The sequence below is a fragment of the Allobosea sp. P1_A7 genome, assembly GCF_056406775.1.
In genome coordinates this window covers 1-15,941 of sequence record NZ_JBFTZN010000049.1, presented here as the reverse complement: position 1 = coordinate 15,941, position 15,941 = coordinate 1, and the positions used below count along the sequence as shown (strand labels likewise).

General features: G+C 62.5%; 14 protein-coding genes and 1 pseudogene. 9 read left to right on the top strand and 6 right to left on the bottom strand.

Translation table 11 applies throughout. The features are described from left to right. Window positions 1–98 precede the first annotated feature (98 nt). The 3 genes from AC1D34_RS10940 to AC1D34_RS10930 are packed head-to-tail and all read left to right on the top strand — an operon-like array spanning window position 99 to window position 4,820. Window positions 99–1,817, top strand: a complete 1,719-nt coding sequence (locus AC1D34_RS10940; protein WP_441507987.1) for a gamma-glutamyltransferase family protein — start codon at window positions 99–101, stop codon at window positions 1,815–1,817. Between the two features lie 52 nt (window positions 1,818–1,869). Next, window positions 1,870–3,168 carry an NAD(P)/FAD-dependent oxidoreductase gene (locus AC1D34_RS10935; RefSeq protein ID WP_441507986.1) on the top strand — a complete coding sequence of 433 codons (1,299 nt, stop codon included), beginning with the start codon at window positions 1,870–1,872 and terminating at the stop codon, window positions 3,166–3,168. A gap of 59 nt (window positions 3,169–3,227) precedes the next feature. Further along, window positions 3,228–4,820, top strand: coding sequence for a gamma-glutamyltransferase family protein (locus tag AC1D34_RS10930; RefSeq protein ID WP_476824238.1), 1,593 nt, complete (start codon window positions 3,228–3,230; stop codon window positions 4,818–4,820). A gap of 71 nt (window positions 4,821–4,891) precedes the next feature. Here AC1D34_RS10930 and AC1D34_RS10925 read toward each other — a convergent pair. Together AC1D34_RS10925 and AC1D34_RS10920 are read right to left on the bottom strand one after the other, a co-directional pair. Next, window positions 4,892–5,012: pseudogene (locus AC1D34_RS10925) on the bottom strand (DDE-type integrase/transposase/recombinase); the annotation flags it as partial. A gap of 602 nt (window positions 5,013–5,614) precedes the next feature. Then, window positions 5,615–5,785, bottom strand: coding sequence for a cold-shock protein (locus tag AC1D34_RS10920; RefSeq protein WP_441508018.1), 171 nt, complete (start codon window positions 5,783–5,785; stop codon window positions 5,615–5,617). A gap of 1,034 nt (window positions 5,786–6,819) precedes the next feature. Here AC1D34_RS10920 and AC1D34_RS10915 point away from each other — a divergent pair. Continuing rightward, window positions 6,820–7,026 (top strand): hypothetical protein, encoded by a 207-nt coding sequence (locus AC1D34_RS10915; protein WP_441507983.1) that lies wholly within the window; start codon window positions 6,820–6,822, stop codon window positions 7,024–7,026. A 1,314-nt stretch (window positions 7,027–8,340) separates the two neighbouring features. On the opposite strand, the gene AC1D34_RS10910 is transcribed toward AC1D34_RS10915, so the two are convergent. From AC1D34_RS10910 to AC1D34_RS10895, 4 genes are all read right to left on the bottom strand, one after another. Continuing rightward, a complete protein-coding gene (locus tag AC1D34_RS10910) occupies window positions 8,341–8,757 on the bottom strand; it encodes a hypothetical protein (protein WP_441507982.1) in 417 nt (138 codons plus the stop codon). A gap of 302 nt (window positions 8,758–9,059) precedes the next feature. Further along, window positions 9,060–10,247 (bottom strand): extracellular solute-binding protein, encoded by a 1,188-nt coding sequence (locus AC1D34_RS10905; RefSeq protein WP_441507981.1) that lies wholly within the window; start codon window positions 10,245–10,247, stop codon window positions 9,060–9,062. Window positions 10,248–10,306: 59 nt separating this feature from the next. Continuing rightward, the gene (locus AC1D34_RS10900; RefSeq protein ID WP_476824237.1) at window positions 10,307–11,422 is read right to left on the bottom strand and encodes a mandelate racemase/muconate lactonizing enzyme family protein; all 1,116 of its coding nucleotides are present in this window, start codon (window positions 11,420–11,422) and stop codon (window positions 10,307–10,309) included. Window positions 11,423–11,460: 38 nt separating this feature from the next. Continuing rightward, on the bottom strand, window positions 11,461–12,219 hold the full coding sequence (locus tag AC1D34_RS10895) for an amino acid ABC transporter ATP-binding protein (protein ID WP_441508017.1): 759 nt from the start codon (window positions 12,217–12,219) through the stop codon (window positions 11,461–11,463). A gap of 129 nt (window positions 12,220–12,348) precedes the next feature. On the opposite strand from AC1D34_RS10895, the gene AC1D34_RS10890 reads away from it, so the two are divergent. The 5 genes from AC1D34_RS10890 (at window position 12,349) to AC1D34_RS10870 (ending at window position 15,912) form a co-directional block, all read left to right on the top strand. Then, window positions 12,349–13,008: a GntR family transcriptional regulator gene (locus tag AC1D34_RS10890; protein WP_441507979.1), complete on the top strand. Its 660-nt coding sequence runs from the start codon at window positions 12,349–12,351 to the stop codon at window positions 13,006–13,008. Window positions 13,009–13,048: 40 nt separating this feature from the next. Further along, window positions 13,049–13,720 carry an amino acid ABC transporter permease gene (locus AC1D34_RS10885; RefSeq protein ID WP_441507978.1) on the top strand — a complete coding sequence of 224 codons (672 nt, stop codon included), beginning with the start codon at window positions 13,049–13,051 and terminating at the stop codon, window positions 13,718–13,720. Between the two features lie 5 nt (window positions 13,721–13,725). After that, complete coding sequence (locus tag AC1D34_RS10880; protein ID WP_441507977.1) at window positions 13,726–14,397, top strand: amino acid ABC transporter permease; 672 nt, start codon at window positions 13,726–13,728, stop codon at window positions 14,395–14,397. Then, entirely contained in the window at window positions 14,369–15,193 is an 825-nt protein-coding gene (locus AC1D34_RS10875; protein WP_476824244.1) for a transporter substrate-binding domain-containing protein, read from the top strand. Before AC1D34_RS10880 ends, AC1D34_RS10875 begins: the two co-directional genes overlap by 29 nt. 68 nt (window positions 15,194–15,261) lie before the next feature. Beyond that, window positions 15,262–15,912, top strand: coding sequence for an RraA family protein (locus AC1D34_RS10870; RefSeq protein ID WP_441507975.1), 651 nt, complete (start codon window positions 15,262–15,264; stop codon window positions 15,910–15,912). The last annotated feature ends 29 nt before the right edge of the window (window positions 15,913–15,941 follow it).

Below are 15,941 nucleotides of genomic sequence, written 5' to 3'. Positions count from 1 at the left end.
ATGCAAGCGCAAATATTGCTTTAACATAGATACAAGGTATGCTTCTATTTTCTGCCAAGGATGCCAATGTAATGAATGTTGCTCCAATTGATCCTGGGTTGACCATCGGAACGACAGGCGCTTTTCGCCCGACATTGTTCGGCACGCAGCATATGGCGGTCGCCGGACATTATCTTGCGGCGCACGCAGCCTTCGCCATTCTGGAAGCGGGCGGCAACGCCACCGATGCGGGCGTCGCGGCGGGCATCGCTCTCGGCGTCGTGCAGTGCGATCTCGTCAATTTCGCCGGCGTCGCGCCAATCATCGTCTATGACGCGAAATCGGGCCGCACCAAGACGATCAGCGGCATTGGTCCCTGGCCGGCGCTGGCGGACCATGAGGTATTCCTGCGCGAGTACGGCGGCCTGATTCCGCCCGGCCTACTCCGCACTGTGGTGCCGGCCGCGCCCTCGGCTTGGGTCAAGGCTCTGCAGCATTTTGGCACGATGTCCTTTGGCGACGTCGCGCAGGCCGCCATCCGCTTCGCCGGCGACGGCTTCGTGATGTACCCGCTGCTCGCTGACATGATCGCCGATCATGAGGCCGATTATCGCAATTGGCCGTCGAACGCAGCCGTCTTCCTGCCGGGCGGCTGCCTGCCGCGGGTTGGGGAGATCTTCGTTCAAACCGATCTCGCGCGGACTCTCCAATACCTGGTCGACGAGGAGCGTGCGGCTTCCGGCAACGGCCGCATCGCCGGCCTGACAGCTGTCCATAATGCGTTCTATCGAGGTGACATCGCGAGCACGATCGATGCCTTTCACAGAAGCGAGGGCGGCTGGCTGCGTTTCGAGGACATGGCCCCTTTCGAGGCGGCGATCGAGCCATCGGTCGTCCGCAGCTTCGCCGGCGCCGAGATTCATACCTGTGGGCCCTGGACGCAAGGGCCGGTGATCCATCAGGCCCTGGCCTTGCTCGAATCCGACGAACTGCAGGCCTTAGGCCACAACTCGCCGGCCTATGTGCACCGCGTCACCGAAGCGCTGAAGCTTGCTTTTGCCGACCGCGAACAGTTCTACGGCGATCCGCGCCAAGTCGACGTGCCGCTGGATGTGTTGCTCGGGCCTGAGAACATCGCGGCACGGCGCAGCTTGCTGAGGGACTGGCAGGCCTGGCCCGAGATGCCGCCACCATCCTTCGGCGCGGGTGCCCCCAATGCCATGCCAGCCTCTACCGGCTGGCCCGAACTCCCCGGCGACACCTCCTTCGTCTGCGTCGTCGACAAGCACGGCAATGCCTTTGCCGCAACACCGAGCGATACTTCCTACGATTCCGTGCTTGTTCCCGGCACCGGGCTCTGCCCGTCTTCTCGCGGGACGCAGAGTTTCACCAGGAAGGGCCATGTCGCACAGGTCGCGCCACGCGTGCGGCCACGCCTGACGTGCAATCCCGCAATAGCGATCAAGCCCGGCGCCTGGACGATGCCCTTCGGCACTCCGGGTGGGGATGTGCAGTGCCAGGCCATGGTGCAGGTCCTGCTGAACCGGCTCGTCTTCGGCATGGATCTGCAGGTCGCTGTCGAGGCACCCCGCTTCGCCAGCTACAGCTTCCCCGGCGCTTTCCAGCCGCATGCCTATTTCCCGGGCCGTCTTGCCTTGGAAGGCCGCTTCGACAATGCGACGGTTCGCGAACTCGCGGACCGGGGGCATGACATCCAGGCTTGGCCGGACTGGACGCTGCGCGCCGGCGCTGTCTGCGCCATCCAACATGAGCACGCGACGGGCGTGAAAGCTGGCGCCGCCGACCCCAGGCGCACCTCCTACGCCGTGGGCTGGTGACCCAGCCGACACGGGCGCCTTGGCCAAAAAACCTCTCGTTTCCGGATCCCAGATGACGCCTTATATCGACAGCTATTACACGCGCACGCTAGCCGATCGTCGCGCGCGGCCGCCCCTCACCGGGTCAGAGAAAGCCGATGTCTGCATCGTCGGCGCCGGCTTCGCGGGCCTCACTACCGCACTCGAACTGACGCGCGCAGGCCGGTCCGTCGTGGTGCTGGATGCGCAGGCGGTTGGCTGGGGTGCGTCGGGGCGCAATGGCGGTTTCGTCAGCCCCGGCTATTCGCGCGGCCTATCATCCCTGGAACGGCTGCTCGGCGAGGAACCGGCGCGCAAGCTCCACGACCTTTCGATCGAAGGTATGACCATCGTCGCCGACAACATCCGTGACTTCCGTATGTCCGACGCGAAACGTGTCGACGGCATTCTGCGCGTCATCCGCTATCACGACCCCGATAGCATGCAGCGCACGCGCGAACGCCTGCAAACCCGCCACAACTACGGGCTGGATTTCTGGGACACCGCGACCACACGCGAAAAACTCGTCTCAAAGCGCTATTTTCAGGCGCTCTATGATCCCCAGGCCTTCCACATCCATCCGCTGAACTATGCCCGTGCGCTTGCTGCCGCGATCGAGGCCGGCGGCGGTCGGATTTTCGAAGGCTCGCGGGCGCTCTCGACACGGCTCGACACACCCGAAAAGGTCGTTTGCACCACGACCGGTGAGGTCCGCGCCGAGCATGTCGTCTTCGCCGGGGGCGGCTATACTGATCGTCTTGTGCCGCAATTGCGTCGCAGCCAATTGCCGATTGCGACTTACGTCCTGATTACGGAGGAAGCCCCCAACGCGCTCGCGGACAGCATCCGTATCCGAGCAGGCGTGGGCGATGATCGACGCGCCAGCGATTACTACCGCCTGGTCGATGACGGCCGTCGGTTGCTTTGGGGCGGTCGCATCACGGCGCGTACAAGCGAGCCGCGCCGCCTGGCCCAGATGCTGCGCAAGAGTATGGTCGAAACCTATCCGGAATTGGCTGACGTCGCGGTCGAAACGGCCTGGACCGGCCTGATGTCTTATGCCCGCCATCTCATGCCCCAGATTGGCCAGCTCCAGTCTGGCGTTTGGCATTGCCTTGGCTTTGGGGGCCACGGGCTCAATACGACGGCGATTGGCGGGCGTGTGGTGGCAGAAGCGATTACCGGGCAATCGGATCGTATTCGCTTGTTCGCACCATTTGGGCTTGCCTGGAACGGCGGCCCTGCCGGCGTCGCTGCCGCACAGGTCACATATTGGAGCTATCAGGCGATGGACTGGCTCCGCGAAACACGCGCGACCCAGCCGACCAATTAATGAATAGGCGGCCAAGAACCGCAGCAGTCGACTTCTCAGCAGCAGGCATCATACCTCCCATGACCTCCTTCTCCTACGCTTCACCCTATTCGGTCCGGCGCGTGCCGGTCATGGCCCGCAACATCGTCTCAACCTCGCAGCCGCTGGCGGCGCAGGCCGGCCTGCGAGCGTTGGCACGCGGCGGCAACGCAGTCGACGCGGCCTTGACGGCGGCGATCACGCTGACAGTAGTCGAGCCGACCGGAAACGGGATCGGCAGCGATGCTTTTGCTATCCTCTGGGACGGCAACGAACTACATGGCCTCAATGCCTCGGGTCGCTCACCCGCCGGCTGGACGCCCGATCGCTTCGCGGGGCGCCGGAGCATGCCCGAGCGCGGCTGGGAGAGCGTCACAGTGCCGGGCGCCGTCTCCGCCTGGGTCAAGCTCTCGGATCGCTTTGGCAAGCTGCCCTTCGCCGATCTCTTCGAGCCCGCCATCGAGTATGCCCGTAACGGCTTTCCGCTTTCGCCGACGATTGCCGTGCTCTGGCGCAAGGGCGCCGCAGTCCTGTCCGAGCAGCCGGGCTTCCGAGAGAATTTCATGCCGGGTGGGCGCCTGCCCCAGGCCGGCGAGATCGTTCGCAACGAAGGCCTCGCACGCAGCCTTGAGGCAATCGCTCGGACCAAAGGCGCGGCCTTCTATGAAGGCGAGCTGGCGGAGCAGATCGCCCGCTTCGCCAGCCATCACGGTGCGGCGCTGAGCCGCSAGGACCTAGCCGCGCATGAGGCCGATTGGTGCGGCACGATCTCGACGACGTTCCGTGGCGTCGACGTTCACGAAATTCCGCCTAACGGCCAAGGCATCGCCACGCTGATGGCGTTGGGCATGCTCGAACACACGAATATCGATGCCTACGCACCCGAAAGCCCTGAGGCCCTGCATCTCCAGATCGAGGCGATCAAGCTCGCCTTCGCTGATGTCGATGCCTATATCGGCGACCTCGCCACCATGAATGTTTCGACAGATCAGCTGCTCGACCGTGCTTATCTGAAGAAGCGTTCTGCCTTGATCTCGTCGACACGGGCACGCCTCGYTGAGGCAGGCGCCCCGACGACCGGCGGTACGGTTTATCTTACTGCCGCCGATGCCTCGGGCATGATGGTCTCGTTCATCCAGTCAAACTATAGCGGTTTCGGCTCCGGTATCGTCGTGCCGGGTACCGGTATCCACCTGCAGAATCGAGGCCTCGGCTTCACGCTGAAGCCCGGACACGCCAATCAGGTCGGTCCGCGTAAGCGGCCGTTCCACACCATCATCCCGGGTTTCGTCATGAAGGACGCGGAGCCCCTGATGAGCTTTGGCTTGATGGGCGGGCCGATGCAGGCGCAGGGGCATGTCCAAATGGTGCTGCGCACGTGCTGCTTCGGCCAAAACCCGCAGACCGCAAGTGACGCCCCTCGCTGGCGCTTCGTCAAGAACAATGCCGTCGCCATTGAGAGCGCGATGCCGCAAGCGGCTCTAAGCGCGCTGGCCGAGCTTGGCCATGCGATCACTCTAGAAGAGCCGGATGCGAGCTTTGGCTTTGGCGGCGCACAGCTCATCCATCGCCTTGAAGACGGTTATGTCGCCGGCTCGGACCACCGCAAAGATGGCTTGGCCGCTKGGTTCTAATGGGCCGCCCCCCGAAGCAGCGACCATTTTACGTCCGATGACAAGTTCTGATGATTTATATCGGGCGGCTATATCTCATCCAGAGTATAGCCGTCCTGATCGACCGCCCGGCAGAGCCGGTGCTTATTTTCCGGCGATGGTGACGACAACCTCGTCGAGATGCCAGAGGTCGCGGCGGCTCGGCCTCTTGCGCTTCGGGCGGGATTACGCCCGCCGGCTCCGGCGGACGGAACCGGGTCCGCGCGACATCTGGCACTAATTGCCAATCTTAAATGTGGCTCCTCCGGTTAAACTCCATGTGCCGATGATCGTGGAGCCGGCGTTGCCGCCGGCTTTCGGCCGTCTTGTGCGAGAAGACCGCTACAGCAAAAAGAGCCGTAAGCCCGATGAGGGCGTAAAGCATGGCGGTGACGCTCATTTCGCCAGACTCAAAACAAAGCTCCATTCGGAGACAAATGAGCGGATTATCTGACCCCGCAGCCACAGCCCGGAGCCGGGGCGTGACGACGGACAAATTCCTGTCGGTGTTCGGTCTCGCCAGCCTGCGCGACCTGCCCGATCTCGAAAAGCTCGAGGATGCCGGCCTGCTGACCAAGGATTCCCTCCTGGCTGAGGAGATTCCCACGAGTGGCGCCGACGACGGGGAGGGCGATGCGGAACGCGACGGCCTCTCCTTTGATGACTCGGACCCGGCGGTGGAACTGAGCCGCGGCTCTGAACTCAGATCATGTCGGCGGAGCCGTCCGGGCCCTTGCATTCAAGCTGGGGCATCATTCAGCGCGAAGATTCTCGGCTCACGCTTTACCCGACCGCTTGTCAGGGACAACCTCGTACGAGATCTTTTGCCCGTCGCGCAGCTCGCGCATGCCCGCCCGCTCGACCGCGCTGATATGAACGAAAACATCCTGGCCGCCATCGTCCGGCTGGATGAATGCAAAGCCCTTGGTCGAATTATGATGCCGCAGGCCGGGGCGATTGCCATTTCTTGTTGGAATAGCGTATTCCTCCATTCTCGGTAGACTGGATTGACGTCATAAAGCTGGCAGACGTCGCCGCAGAGTGACGGAATTGGTCAAGCACCTTGCCGCCCCGTCTCTGCGAGACACCCAGACGGGGCGGGACCTTCCGTTGTGTTGAACGATGCTGCCCGAGAACCGGCAGGCCAGCGGTTCCGACGCGAGCTTCGCCATTACGGGCTCGACGCCTCGCGGCGAAACCCAAATATTCACCGATCCTTGCGGGAGCGAATAACCTTGCTGCGCTATCTGTACACCATCTGGACCAACGATAGGGATAGCCGTAGAGAATGGTCCTCCCTGCACGCGCAAATCGGGCAAGGCAATGACAGTATCGAGCGACATCTGCAGCAATGAAGCCGCCGAAAAAACCTTYCATCGTTGAGTTCAAGCAGGCGCGCCATGCCCGCACTAAGCCGCAACTCTCAATGTGGGCCGCCGTCGATCTGGGAGGCTCTGCGGATAAACTGAATCTGGGCGCGGTGAAGATGGGTCCGCAGCAATCGCCCAACCCGTTTATTCTATCGGTTTCGCCTGAACCTCCAAAGGCTTAGCGAATCCTGCCCGCACTCGCATTAACTCCCGCCCTGGATCTGATGGAAATACCGCCCATCGTCACATCGGCCCCCGAGCGTAAAGATGACCCTGACGAGATGGGGGAGGCGCCGGTGGGATCGAATGCGCGTGCCACGGGGCCCGAGGGAGTTGGGTGCGAAGTGCCGAAGACGCGGTCGCGCCACGGAAATGGCGAGACTCTGCCAGCCGCGCAGCGGTGGAAGCGGCGACTACCGCGTATCTTGCGACAGGCAAAGTCTGCCTCCTGAACAGTCGATAGTGGGAATCGCGAGCGCCTCTTTGTGCCTGTCCGTCGTCAGATGATTTGAGACTGTTTGCGAGTTGCAGGTCAGAGGCTCTGGCTCATCTGGGTTGAGTTAGAGGCGGCCTGCAGCTGATGCTGCAAGGCTTTGCGACGGAGCCTGTCGATGTTCGGTTGCCTTGTTTTTGCCGTACGAGAGGCGCGTCGGTCAGACCGCTTCGAGCGCGACGGCGATTCCCTGGCCGACGCCGATGCACATCGTCGCGAGCGCGCGACGCTTGCCGGTGAGCGAGAGTTCGAGCGCGGCCGTGCCGGCGACGCGCCCGCAAGCAGGAACGCGATGAGTTTCAAATCCTGCCGGATGTGGAAGTAGAGAGGATTATCCTCATACTCGAATGACGAACGGTCCTTCACGTTCGACCGTTCAACATACCAAGTTATTCCTCCCAGGAGGATAAGCGCCCCTGCCGTGAACATTTGATTGTTCTCGCGATGTGTGGATTGTCAGAAAACCTTGAACCCGCCGCCAACCTTGCCGACGATGTGCGCACTCGTCCAGTTCACGTCTCACAAGCTGATTGACCGACGCAAAGTGAGAGTGGCCGTTTGCACCAGAACGTTACGCTAACCGACGGCTCAATTCCCCCAACGGCGCATCGCAGCAGATTCCGCAATTGCTATAAGCCCCCCGCAAAATGCCACGGCCATGGATGCGGAAACGAGACTATCGGCAATCAAAGCTCCGGATAGTGAAACCCCCAGCAGGAGAACCATAGGCAGCCAGGACGAGGTGCTGATGCAGACCGCTCCTAGCACGACCGTGCCAAGCGAGAAGACCAGTCCGCAGACTTCGTGCATGAATATTGTATGAGCGGAATGTGGATGGGGGGTCGTCCCGAAGCCACTGAGCCCCAGCATCACGAAGCAGGTGAGCACACCAAACGAGGCGGCCAGTAGCACTATAACATCACCCAGTCGCAGCATAATTCTCCGGGGGCAATCAACCTTGGGTGCCCCCAGTACTGCGCAATTACTTAGCCGGCCATTAACAGCAGCGGCGGCGCATTCCTCTACCGGTACCGTGGCCCAAATTTGGGACGGTAACGAGCAACGTGTTTCTAATTACTGCGCCATAATCCCATCAGCAGAACAGCGCGTTGGCCGCGTAGTACAGGAAGCGGACAGCCGACGCCCGCAGCGGCACGTGCAAGACGATGGTAGTGGCCTTGGCCCGGAAACTGCTCATCGCGACTGGCGACCAGCGGTATCGTTCCTGAGGGCATGGTGCTGCGCGCCGCATGAGCTCTCTGGTTCTTAACGAGACCCGCCGAAGTCACCTTCGGGCTGACTGTGGTCACCGAGCCGAAGTGGCGGCAACCCGATAGGGGACTTGGTCTTTGAGCCGCGGCTTAGAATGGGCCCGCCGCCCCGGAACTTCGCCGTCGAGCGCATGACTGCATCAAGGTCGCGATCCTCACGGATCGGCCGAATACAAGTTTGTGGCGCCGAACCGCGCCAACGTCGGGGTACCACTCTGATTAGCAGTTCGCTCACGACGACCTGCGCCGGTGACGTCCCGCTAAATCAAGAGCCTCTCTACGCAGCTGACGGCGCTCAGGGCCTGAGGCGCGCTCCAGCCTTGCGTATTAGGTGCCACATCGGGCGCATTAAATTGCAACTAAGTCCATTAGCCCCCTACGGTTGCCACGTTCGGCCAAGGAAACAGGCGCTGCCCTTGGAAGATTATCTGCCGTGATACCGACGTGCTGGCATCTATCGCCCGCATCAGACCTGCGATCAGCGCGTCGCCGTCGATCGGTTGCGCCAGCCATTCGAGCGCCAGGATGAAATGGGGCCGATCCGTCGTGTAGATGGGATGATCGGTCGTGCGCGTTCCCAGCCGGACAGTCGCAACCCCGGCCTCGTTCCAATCGTCCACCTCGCGGGCCAGGATGCTGCCGATGTCACCTGGCGTGGTCAAGCTATCGAAGCGTGCGACGGTGATCCAATCTGCATCGAGCAGATCGCGAGGCGTCGTTGCCTTGAGAGCCAGCGTGTGTGAAGCGGCATGCCGTTTGACCCCCGATCGGCGCCCAAGGCTCACCCATCAAATCGGCGGCAGGTTCCTGAATCGATTAGAGAATATTCGAATTACGTGGGGTCACGCAGGACGCCGATTCACGGGTCAAATTGGATGCCTATTCACACGCACAGCATCTCATCGGTCATCGGAGGTCTCTCGGTTCACGGTTGGATCTCGCAACCCAAACCTAACCGGCAACCGCCGATGACCGCCTCAGCTACACCACCTTGCGGGACACGACCTACGTAAGCCGCCGGCGGCATGCCGAAGCCACGCAGAACCACGAATGTGCACGTGCTTGACGAACCATAGCGCGAACGCTCTCAGGGCTTCTTTTTCCCCGCGATTTCCATGTCCCAGATCCGAAACGCCTGAACCATCTGGTTGAGCTCGAGCGGCATCTCGACAGGAACCGAGGCGATCAATGCCTCGTATTCCTCCCGACCGAACTCCGCCAATGTCTTCTGGCTCGCGGCGGGCGCGGCCGAGAGCGGCACGTTCTTCACGGCTGGACCTGGATATAGGTAGCCCTCGTCATAGGCGAGCGCCTGCTGCTCCGGTGAAAGCATAAACGACACCAGATCGAGGATGACCGCCATTCGCTCGGGCGCGACGCCGGCGGGTACGGCGACGAAATGCGCGTCTGCGATGAAATGCGACCCCTTGAGTGCGATCGTCTTGGCCTCCTTCGGCACGATGCCCAGCGCGCGCGGGTTGATGTCCCATCCCATGGTCGAGGTGATCATGTCGCGGGAGCCGTCGCCCAGCTCCTTCATCGTCACGGCGGTGCCGGTCGGGTAATACTCGATGAAGTTATTGAGCTCGCGCAGATAGGCCCACGTCTTGTCCCAACCCTTGGCAGGGTCCTTTGGATCGGTGTCCTTGAGCAGATAGGGCAAGGCCATGAGGAAGCCGCGCGCCGGTCCCGAATTCGACGGCCGGGCGTAGAAGAAGCGGTTCGGGTTCTGCCGGCACCAGTCGAGCAGTTCGGCCGCGGTGGTCGGGGGCGATTTCACCCGGTCGGGCATGTATTCGAGCAGGGGTCCCGACGGCGTGAAGGCAATGCAGACGCCCTGTCCCTGGGTGACGGCCTGCATGCGCTGGACGTCAGGGGCATAGATGTCGGCGAGTTTGGGCAGGGCCGCGGCGTGGTCGGGAAACAGCTTCGTCCAGACCTGCTGCTCTGCGCCCGCTGAAATCGCGTCGGTGCCGACCAAGGCGATGTCGATGTCGACGCGGTTGGCCGCCTGCTGGGCCTTGAGCTTTCCGGGCAGCTCGGGCGAGGGCGCCTTGGTGAAGACGAAGCGGCCGACGAGGTCGGGCCTCGCCTTGCGGTAGTTTTCGAAAACTGGCTGCGTCAAAGCCAGACTTCCGGCTGCGTCGATGACGGATATCGTCAGGGGCGATGCCGGCTTCGCGACCTGCCCGCGGGCGCCCGGGGCCGAGGCGGCAAATGCCGTCGCGGCCGCCAATCCGCCGACGAAACGGCGCCGATCGATCTCGTTGGTCATCTCTTCCCTCCTGTTTGATTTGTTTTGTTTCTTGCGTTGCCGCCTGCGCTGGCCCGCGCCTACAGGCGCTTGCCAAATCTCTCGAAGCTCGCAGCCAGCGGCGTGGTTCCCGCGCCGGGCTGCTGCGGCAGCGCATAGAGGCCGCCCTCCACCCGGATCGGCTCCTGGAAATGGTCCTTGATCCAGGGAATGTACTCCAGGATCGTCGAGGCTGGGTGCCAGTAGGACAGGTGCACATGCACTTGGCTCATCTCGCCCGCATGGGGCACGACCGGCAGGCGATGCGCGTGGGCGAGGTCGGCGACCTGAATGTATTCGGTGATGCCCGCGAGCCTTGTTACGTCAGGCTGAACGTAGGTCAGCGCACCGGCTGCGAGAAAGGTTTTGRAGGCGTCGAGGGTGTAAAGCTGCTCGCCGAGYGCGATCGGGATCGAGGTCGAGCGGGCAAGGGCCGCATGACCCGCCACATCATCGTACCAGAGTGGCTCCTCGAACCAGAAGATGTCGAGGGGCTCGGCCTGCGCGCAGAAGCGCATGCAGGTCGGCAGATCCCATTTGCCGTTACCGTCGATCGCCATGCGCACGCCTGGACCAATCGCCTTGCGGACGGCAGCGAGGCGATCGATGTCGACATTGGGATCGTCATGGCCGACCTTGACCTTGATGCGTGTGAAGCCGTCGACCTCAACGGCCTTCTTCGCTCCCGAAATCAGGTTTTCCCTTGAAAAGGACAACCAGCCAATATCGGTGTTGTAGGCTTCCAGCGCCTTGACGCCCTGGCCACCGAGGAATTTCCATAGCGGGAGCCCCGCCTGCTTCGCAGCGAGATCCCAAAGGGCGACATCGACGGCCGCGAGCGCCAGATGCGTGATGCCGGCGCGCCCGACCCATTGCAGCGCAGGAGAGCGCGCAAGCTTCGTCCAGAGCCGCGAGCGGTCGTTGGCGTCCTCCCCGATCAGCAACGGCGCATAGGAGGTTCCGATGCAGGAGGTGATCAGGCGATCGGATGCGATATGGGCATGGGTGCCCGTGAAGCCGTAGCCCTCCAGCCCGTTATCCGTCCGAATACGTGTGCCGACGACACCCCAGTGGGTGATGCTGTGGGTGGAGTCCGAGATCGAGCTCTGCGTCAGTGGCAGGTGCAGGATGAACGGTTCGACGGCGACGATCTTCATGGGGGCCTTAAAGTGTTCCGGGAGGGGGATGGGCGAGCTCAGTGAAGCAATTGCGCGAGAAAGCTACGGGTGCGCTCATGACGCGGGCTTGAGAAGAAGCCCTCCGGCGGCGCTTCCTCGATGATCCGGCCCGCGTCCATGAAGACGACGCGGTCGGCCACCTGACGAGCAAAGCCCATTTCATGGGTGACGCAGATCATCGTCATGCCGTCGCCGGCGAGCGCGACCATTGTGTCAAGCACTTCCTTGACCATTTCGGGATCGAGGGCCGAGGTCGGCTCGTCAAACAGCATCACCTTGGGGTTCATACATAAGGCGCGGGCGATCGCGACCCGCTGCTGCTGGCCGCCCGAGAGCTGCGAGGCGTATTTATCAGCCTGGTCCTCGATGCGCACCTTGCGTAGCATCGCGAGTGCTTCGGCCCGCGCCTCTCCGGCGGGGCGGCCGAGCACCTGCATCGGCGCCAGCGTGCAATTCTCCAGCACCGTCAGGTGCGGGAACAGGTTGAAGTGCTGGAACACCATGCCGATATCGCGGCGTAGCGCAAGCAAACCGCGGCGGCTCGACATCAACGGCGCGCCGGCGACGCTGATTTCGCCAGATTGAATACGGTCGAGCCCATTGATGCAGCGGATCAGGGTCGATTTGCCTGACCCCGAGGGTCCGCATACGACGATCCTCTCGCCACGGGCGACGCGCAGATCGACGTCATCCAGCGCCTTGAACGGGCCAAACATCTTGGTGGCCTTCCGCACGCTCACGAACGCCGCGGAATCTGCGAGGGACTCGCTTGTCATTGTGATCCTCCGGCAAGGACCATAATCGGAGCCTTCTCCAAAATAAAATAGAAAATTTTTTATTTTCGATATTGCATTATCTGCCCGCGGAGCGATCATGGCGACATGAACTCCGTCGTCCGCGCCACCTTGTCCGATCAGGCCTATGAAGAATTGCGCTCGCGCATCCTCTCCGGGGCTCTACCTAGCGGCAAACGACTCCTTCCCGAGGAGCTCGCTATCAGCCTTGCCATCAGCCAGACGCCCATCAAGGAGGCGCTGCTGCGGCTGGAGGCGGACGGTCTCGTCGTGTCCGCGATGCGCAAGGGGGCAGTCGTGCGGCAATTCACCTTCGCAGATGTGGAGGAGCTCTATGAAGGGCGCATGCTGATCGAGCTCAACGCCGTAGGCCGCCTCTTCGAGCTGCACGCGGTGAGCACCGATCTGCTCGGCGAATTGTCGCGCTGCCTTGAGACCCATGAGTTCTACGCGCGGCGCGGCTCGCTCGACGACATCACCACCGCCCTCGTCCACGATCGCAAGTTCCATAGCGCCCTTATGGCGGCTGCCGGCAACAGGCTCATCTGCGAATGGCACCAACGAATCCTGGGCCAGACCCATACGGTCTTCGTCTATCTGGCCGGTGACTACAGCCGCTCGGCCGACGAGCACCACGATATTCTCGACGCGCTGAAGGTCGGCTCACCCGACCAGACTCGCGAAGCTCTGCGCCGGCATCTCCTGCGCAGCCGCGACAACGCGCTTGAAAATGTGAGCCGCTCAAAACTCAGCGAGACAAAAGAGCCCTGAACGGGCCGCGTGCGTTCCGTCGCACATCCCGGAGAACACGATGAACTATCTGGACTTTTCTGGCGCGCTCGCTCGCTGGCCGCAATTCGTCGAGGGCGGCATCTACACGACAGCTCTGTCCTCGATGGCGATGGCGCTGGGGTTGGCGATCGGGATCGTCGGCGCCGCGATGCGTCGCTCACGGGTGCGTCCGCTGCGCGTGGTCTCGGCGGCTTACGTAGAACTCATCCGAAACACGCCGTTCCTCGTCCAAATTTACATCATCTATTTCGGGATGCCMTCCGTTGGCATCAGGATCAGCGCGCTGACGGCGGCGCTGATCTCGCTCTCGGTCTATTCCGGCGCCTACATTACGGAAATCGTGCGGGCCGGCATCGACAGCATCGACAAGGGACAGATCGAGGCGGCGCGCACGCTGGGCCTCTCGCCCTATCTCACCTTCCGCCATGTCGTGCTGAAACCGGCCATCGCCGCGATCTACCCCTCTCTGACGAGCCAATTCATCCTAATCATGCTGGCATCGAGCATTGTCTCCGCCATTTCGGTGCCCGAGCTGACCGGTGCGGCCAACGACATCCAGGGCTTCACCTTCCGCAGCCTTGAGGCCTTCCTGATCGTGGCGGGCCTCTACATCGCCCTGACAGCCATCTTCCATGGCGTATTCGCCTTGGCCGGCCGCAGTGCCTTCGCCTTCCGGCATGCGGGTCGCTAACGCCGATGTTCCAGACTTACTCCCTCTACCATGTCGGCTACCTCGCGCAGGCAGCGCAATGGACACTCCTGCTGTCGCTGATCGCTTTTGCCGGCGGCGGCCTGCTCGGAGCCGGACTGACCTTGATGCGCGTCTCGATCTTCGCGCCCTTGCGCTGGATCGCCAGGATCTACGTCTATCTGATCCAGGGCACGCCTCTGCTGGTGCTTCTATTCATCGCCTATTTCGGGGTATCCCATCTCGGGTTCGACTTGCCGGCCATCGTTGCCGCGGGGCTCGCGCTGACGCTCTATGCGGCAGCCTTCCTGACCGACATCTGGCGCGGCGCGATCGAGTCGGTCGGGCGCGGCCAATGGGAGGGCGCCGACGCGCTGGCGTTGAGCTGGCCCAAGGCGATGCGGTTCGTCATCCTGCCGCAGGCGTTGCGGCTCGCAGTCCCCCCGACAGTCGGCTTTTCCGTGCAAGTGGTGAAGAACACAGCGCTCGCCTCCGTCATCGGCTTCATCGAGCTGACGCGAGCCGGACAGATCGTCTCCAACTCCACCTTCCAGCCACTCAGCGTCTATCTGACGGTCGCTGCCCTGTACTTCGTCATCTGCTCGCTGCTGTCGCAGACAAGCCGCTGGCTGAGCGTGCGCATGAACATCCATGCGCCCCAGAACAATGCCACGCCATGAAAGGGAGAGACACGTGAAGACTATCCAGGCTCTTGCGCTCGGAACGGCGCTGCTGCTGGGCTCGACGTTCGCCGCGTCCGCCCAGAACCTGCTCGACGACATTATCAAGCGCGGCACGATCAATGTCGGCGTCGGGCTGGGCACGCCGCCTTTCGGCCTCACCAACGAGAAGATGGAGCCCGACGGCTATGACGTTCAGCTCGCCAAGGCGGTCGCGCGCGAWCTCGGCGTCAAGCTGAACATCGTCGATACCGTCGCCTCGAACCGCATCCCCAACATCACCAGCGGCAAGCTCGACATCGTCATCTATTCCTTTTCGATCACCGCCGAGCGCGCCAAGACGATCGCGTTCACCAACACAGTCTTCGTCGACCAGCAGGTCTATCTCGGGCCAAAGGACAGCAAGGCCGGCGCTCTGGCAGAGCTCAAGGGCAAAAAAATCGGCGTCACGCGCGCCAGCACCAACGATATCGCCATGGCGCGTGCCAATGTCGAAGGGGTCATCGTCCAGCGCTACGACGACGACGCCTCGACCACCCAGGCGCTGCTTTCGGGTCAGGTCGACGGTATCGTCACAAGCGGCGGCCTGTCGTCTGCGGTGCGGGGCCGGAACCCCAATCTTGAGAACAAGTTCGTCGTTTCGCAGGCTCCGATGGGCATCGGCCTCAAGCGCGGAGAGCCGGACCTGTTGCATTGGCTCAACACCCAAATCTTTATGATGTGGACCAATGGCGAGATTCAGGCGCTGCAGAAGAAATGGATGGGCTTCGAGAACGCCGAACTGCCCCGGTTCTRATGCCAAGAACTGGGCCGGCGCAGATTCGGCTCCGCCCGCCTCTCTCACAAATCCAGGACCGTCACGCGATGTCTGATGCTATCTCCGCCCGCCTCGAGCAGTGCTATACCGGTGTTGTCCATGACGTCATGCGCGCGATGGGCCACTCGAACTTCACCTTGCCGGTCGAGCTCCACCCCCTGATGCCGGAACGCCGGCTCGCCGGCCCGGCCTTCACCATCGATGGCCGCACCGATCCGAAGGCCGATCCCCACGAGACCTTGCTGGCCTGGACGGGGCTGCTCTCGAAGGCCAAGCCAGGCCATATCTGGGTGTCGCAACCCAACGACATGACGATCGCCAATATGGGCGAGCTCTCGGCCGAAACCCTGAAAAACAAGGGCCTGCGCGGCTGCGTCATCGACGGGTTGATCCGCGATGTCCAGTTCCTGCTCAACATGGAATTCCAGACCTGGTCGCGCGGCCACACACCCCGCGACATCGTCGGCTACTGGCTTCCGCGCGCCGTCGAGGTGGACATCCGGATCGGCGGCGTGGTGATCGCGCCGGGCGACTATCTCATCGGCGATCGCGACGGGCTGATCCGTGTCCCGAAGGCGCGCGTCGAGGACGTAATCGATGCCGCGCAGACGGCGATCTCGGCAGAGAACCTCGTGCGCAGCGCGATTCTCGCCGGTGTCGATCCGCAGGAAGCCTATCTCCGCCACGGCAAGTTCTAAGGGGTTGCTCACGTGAGGATCACCGATAT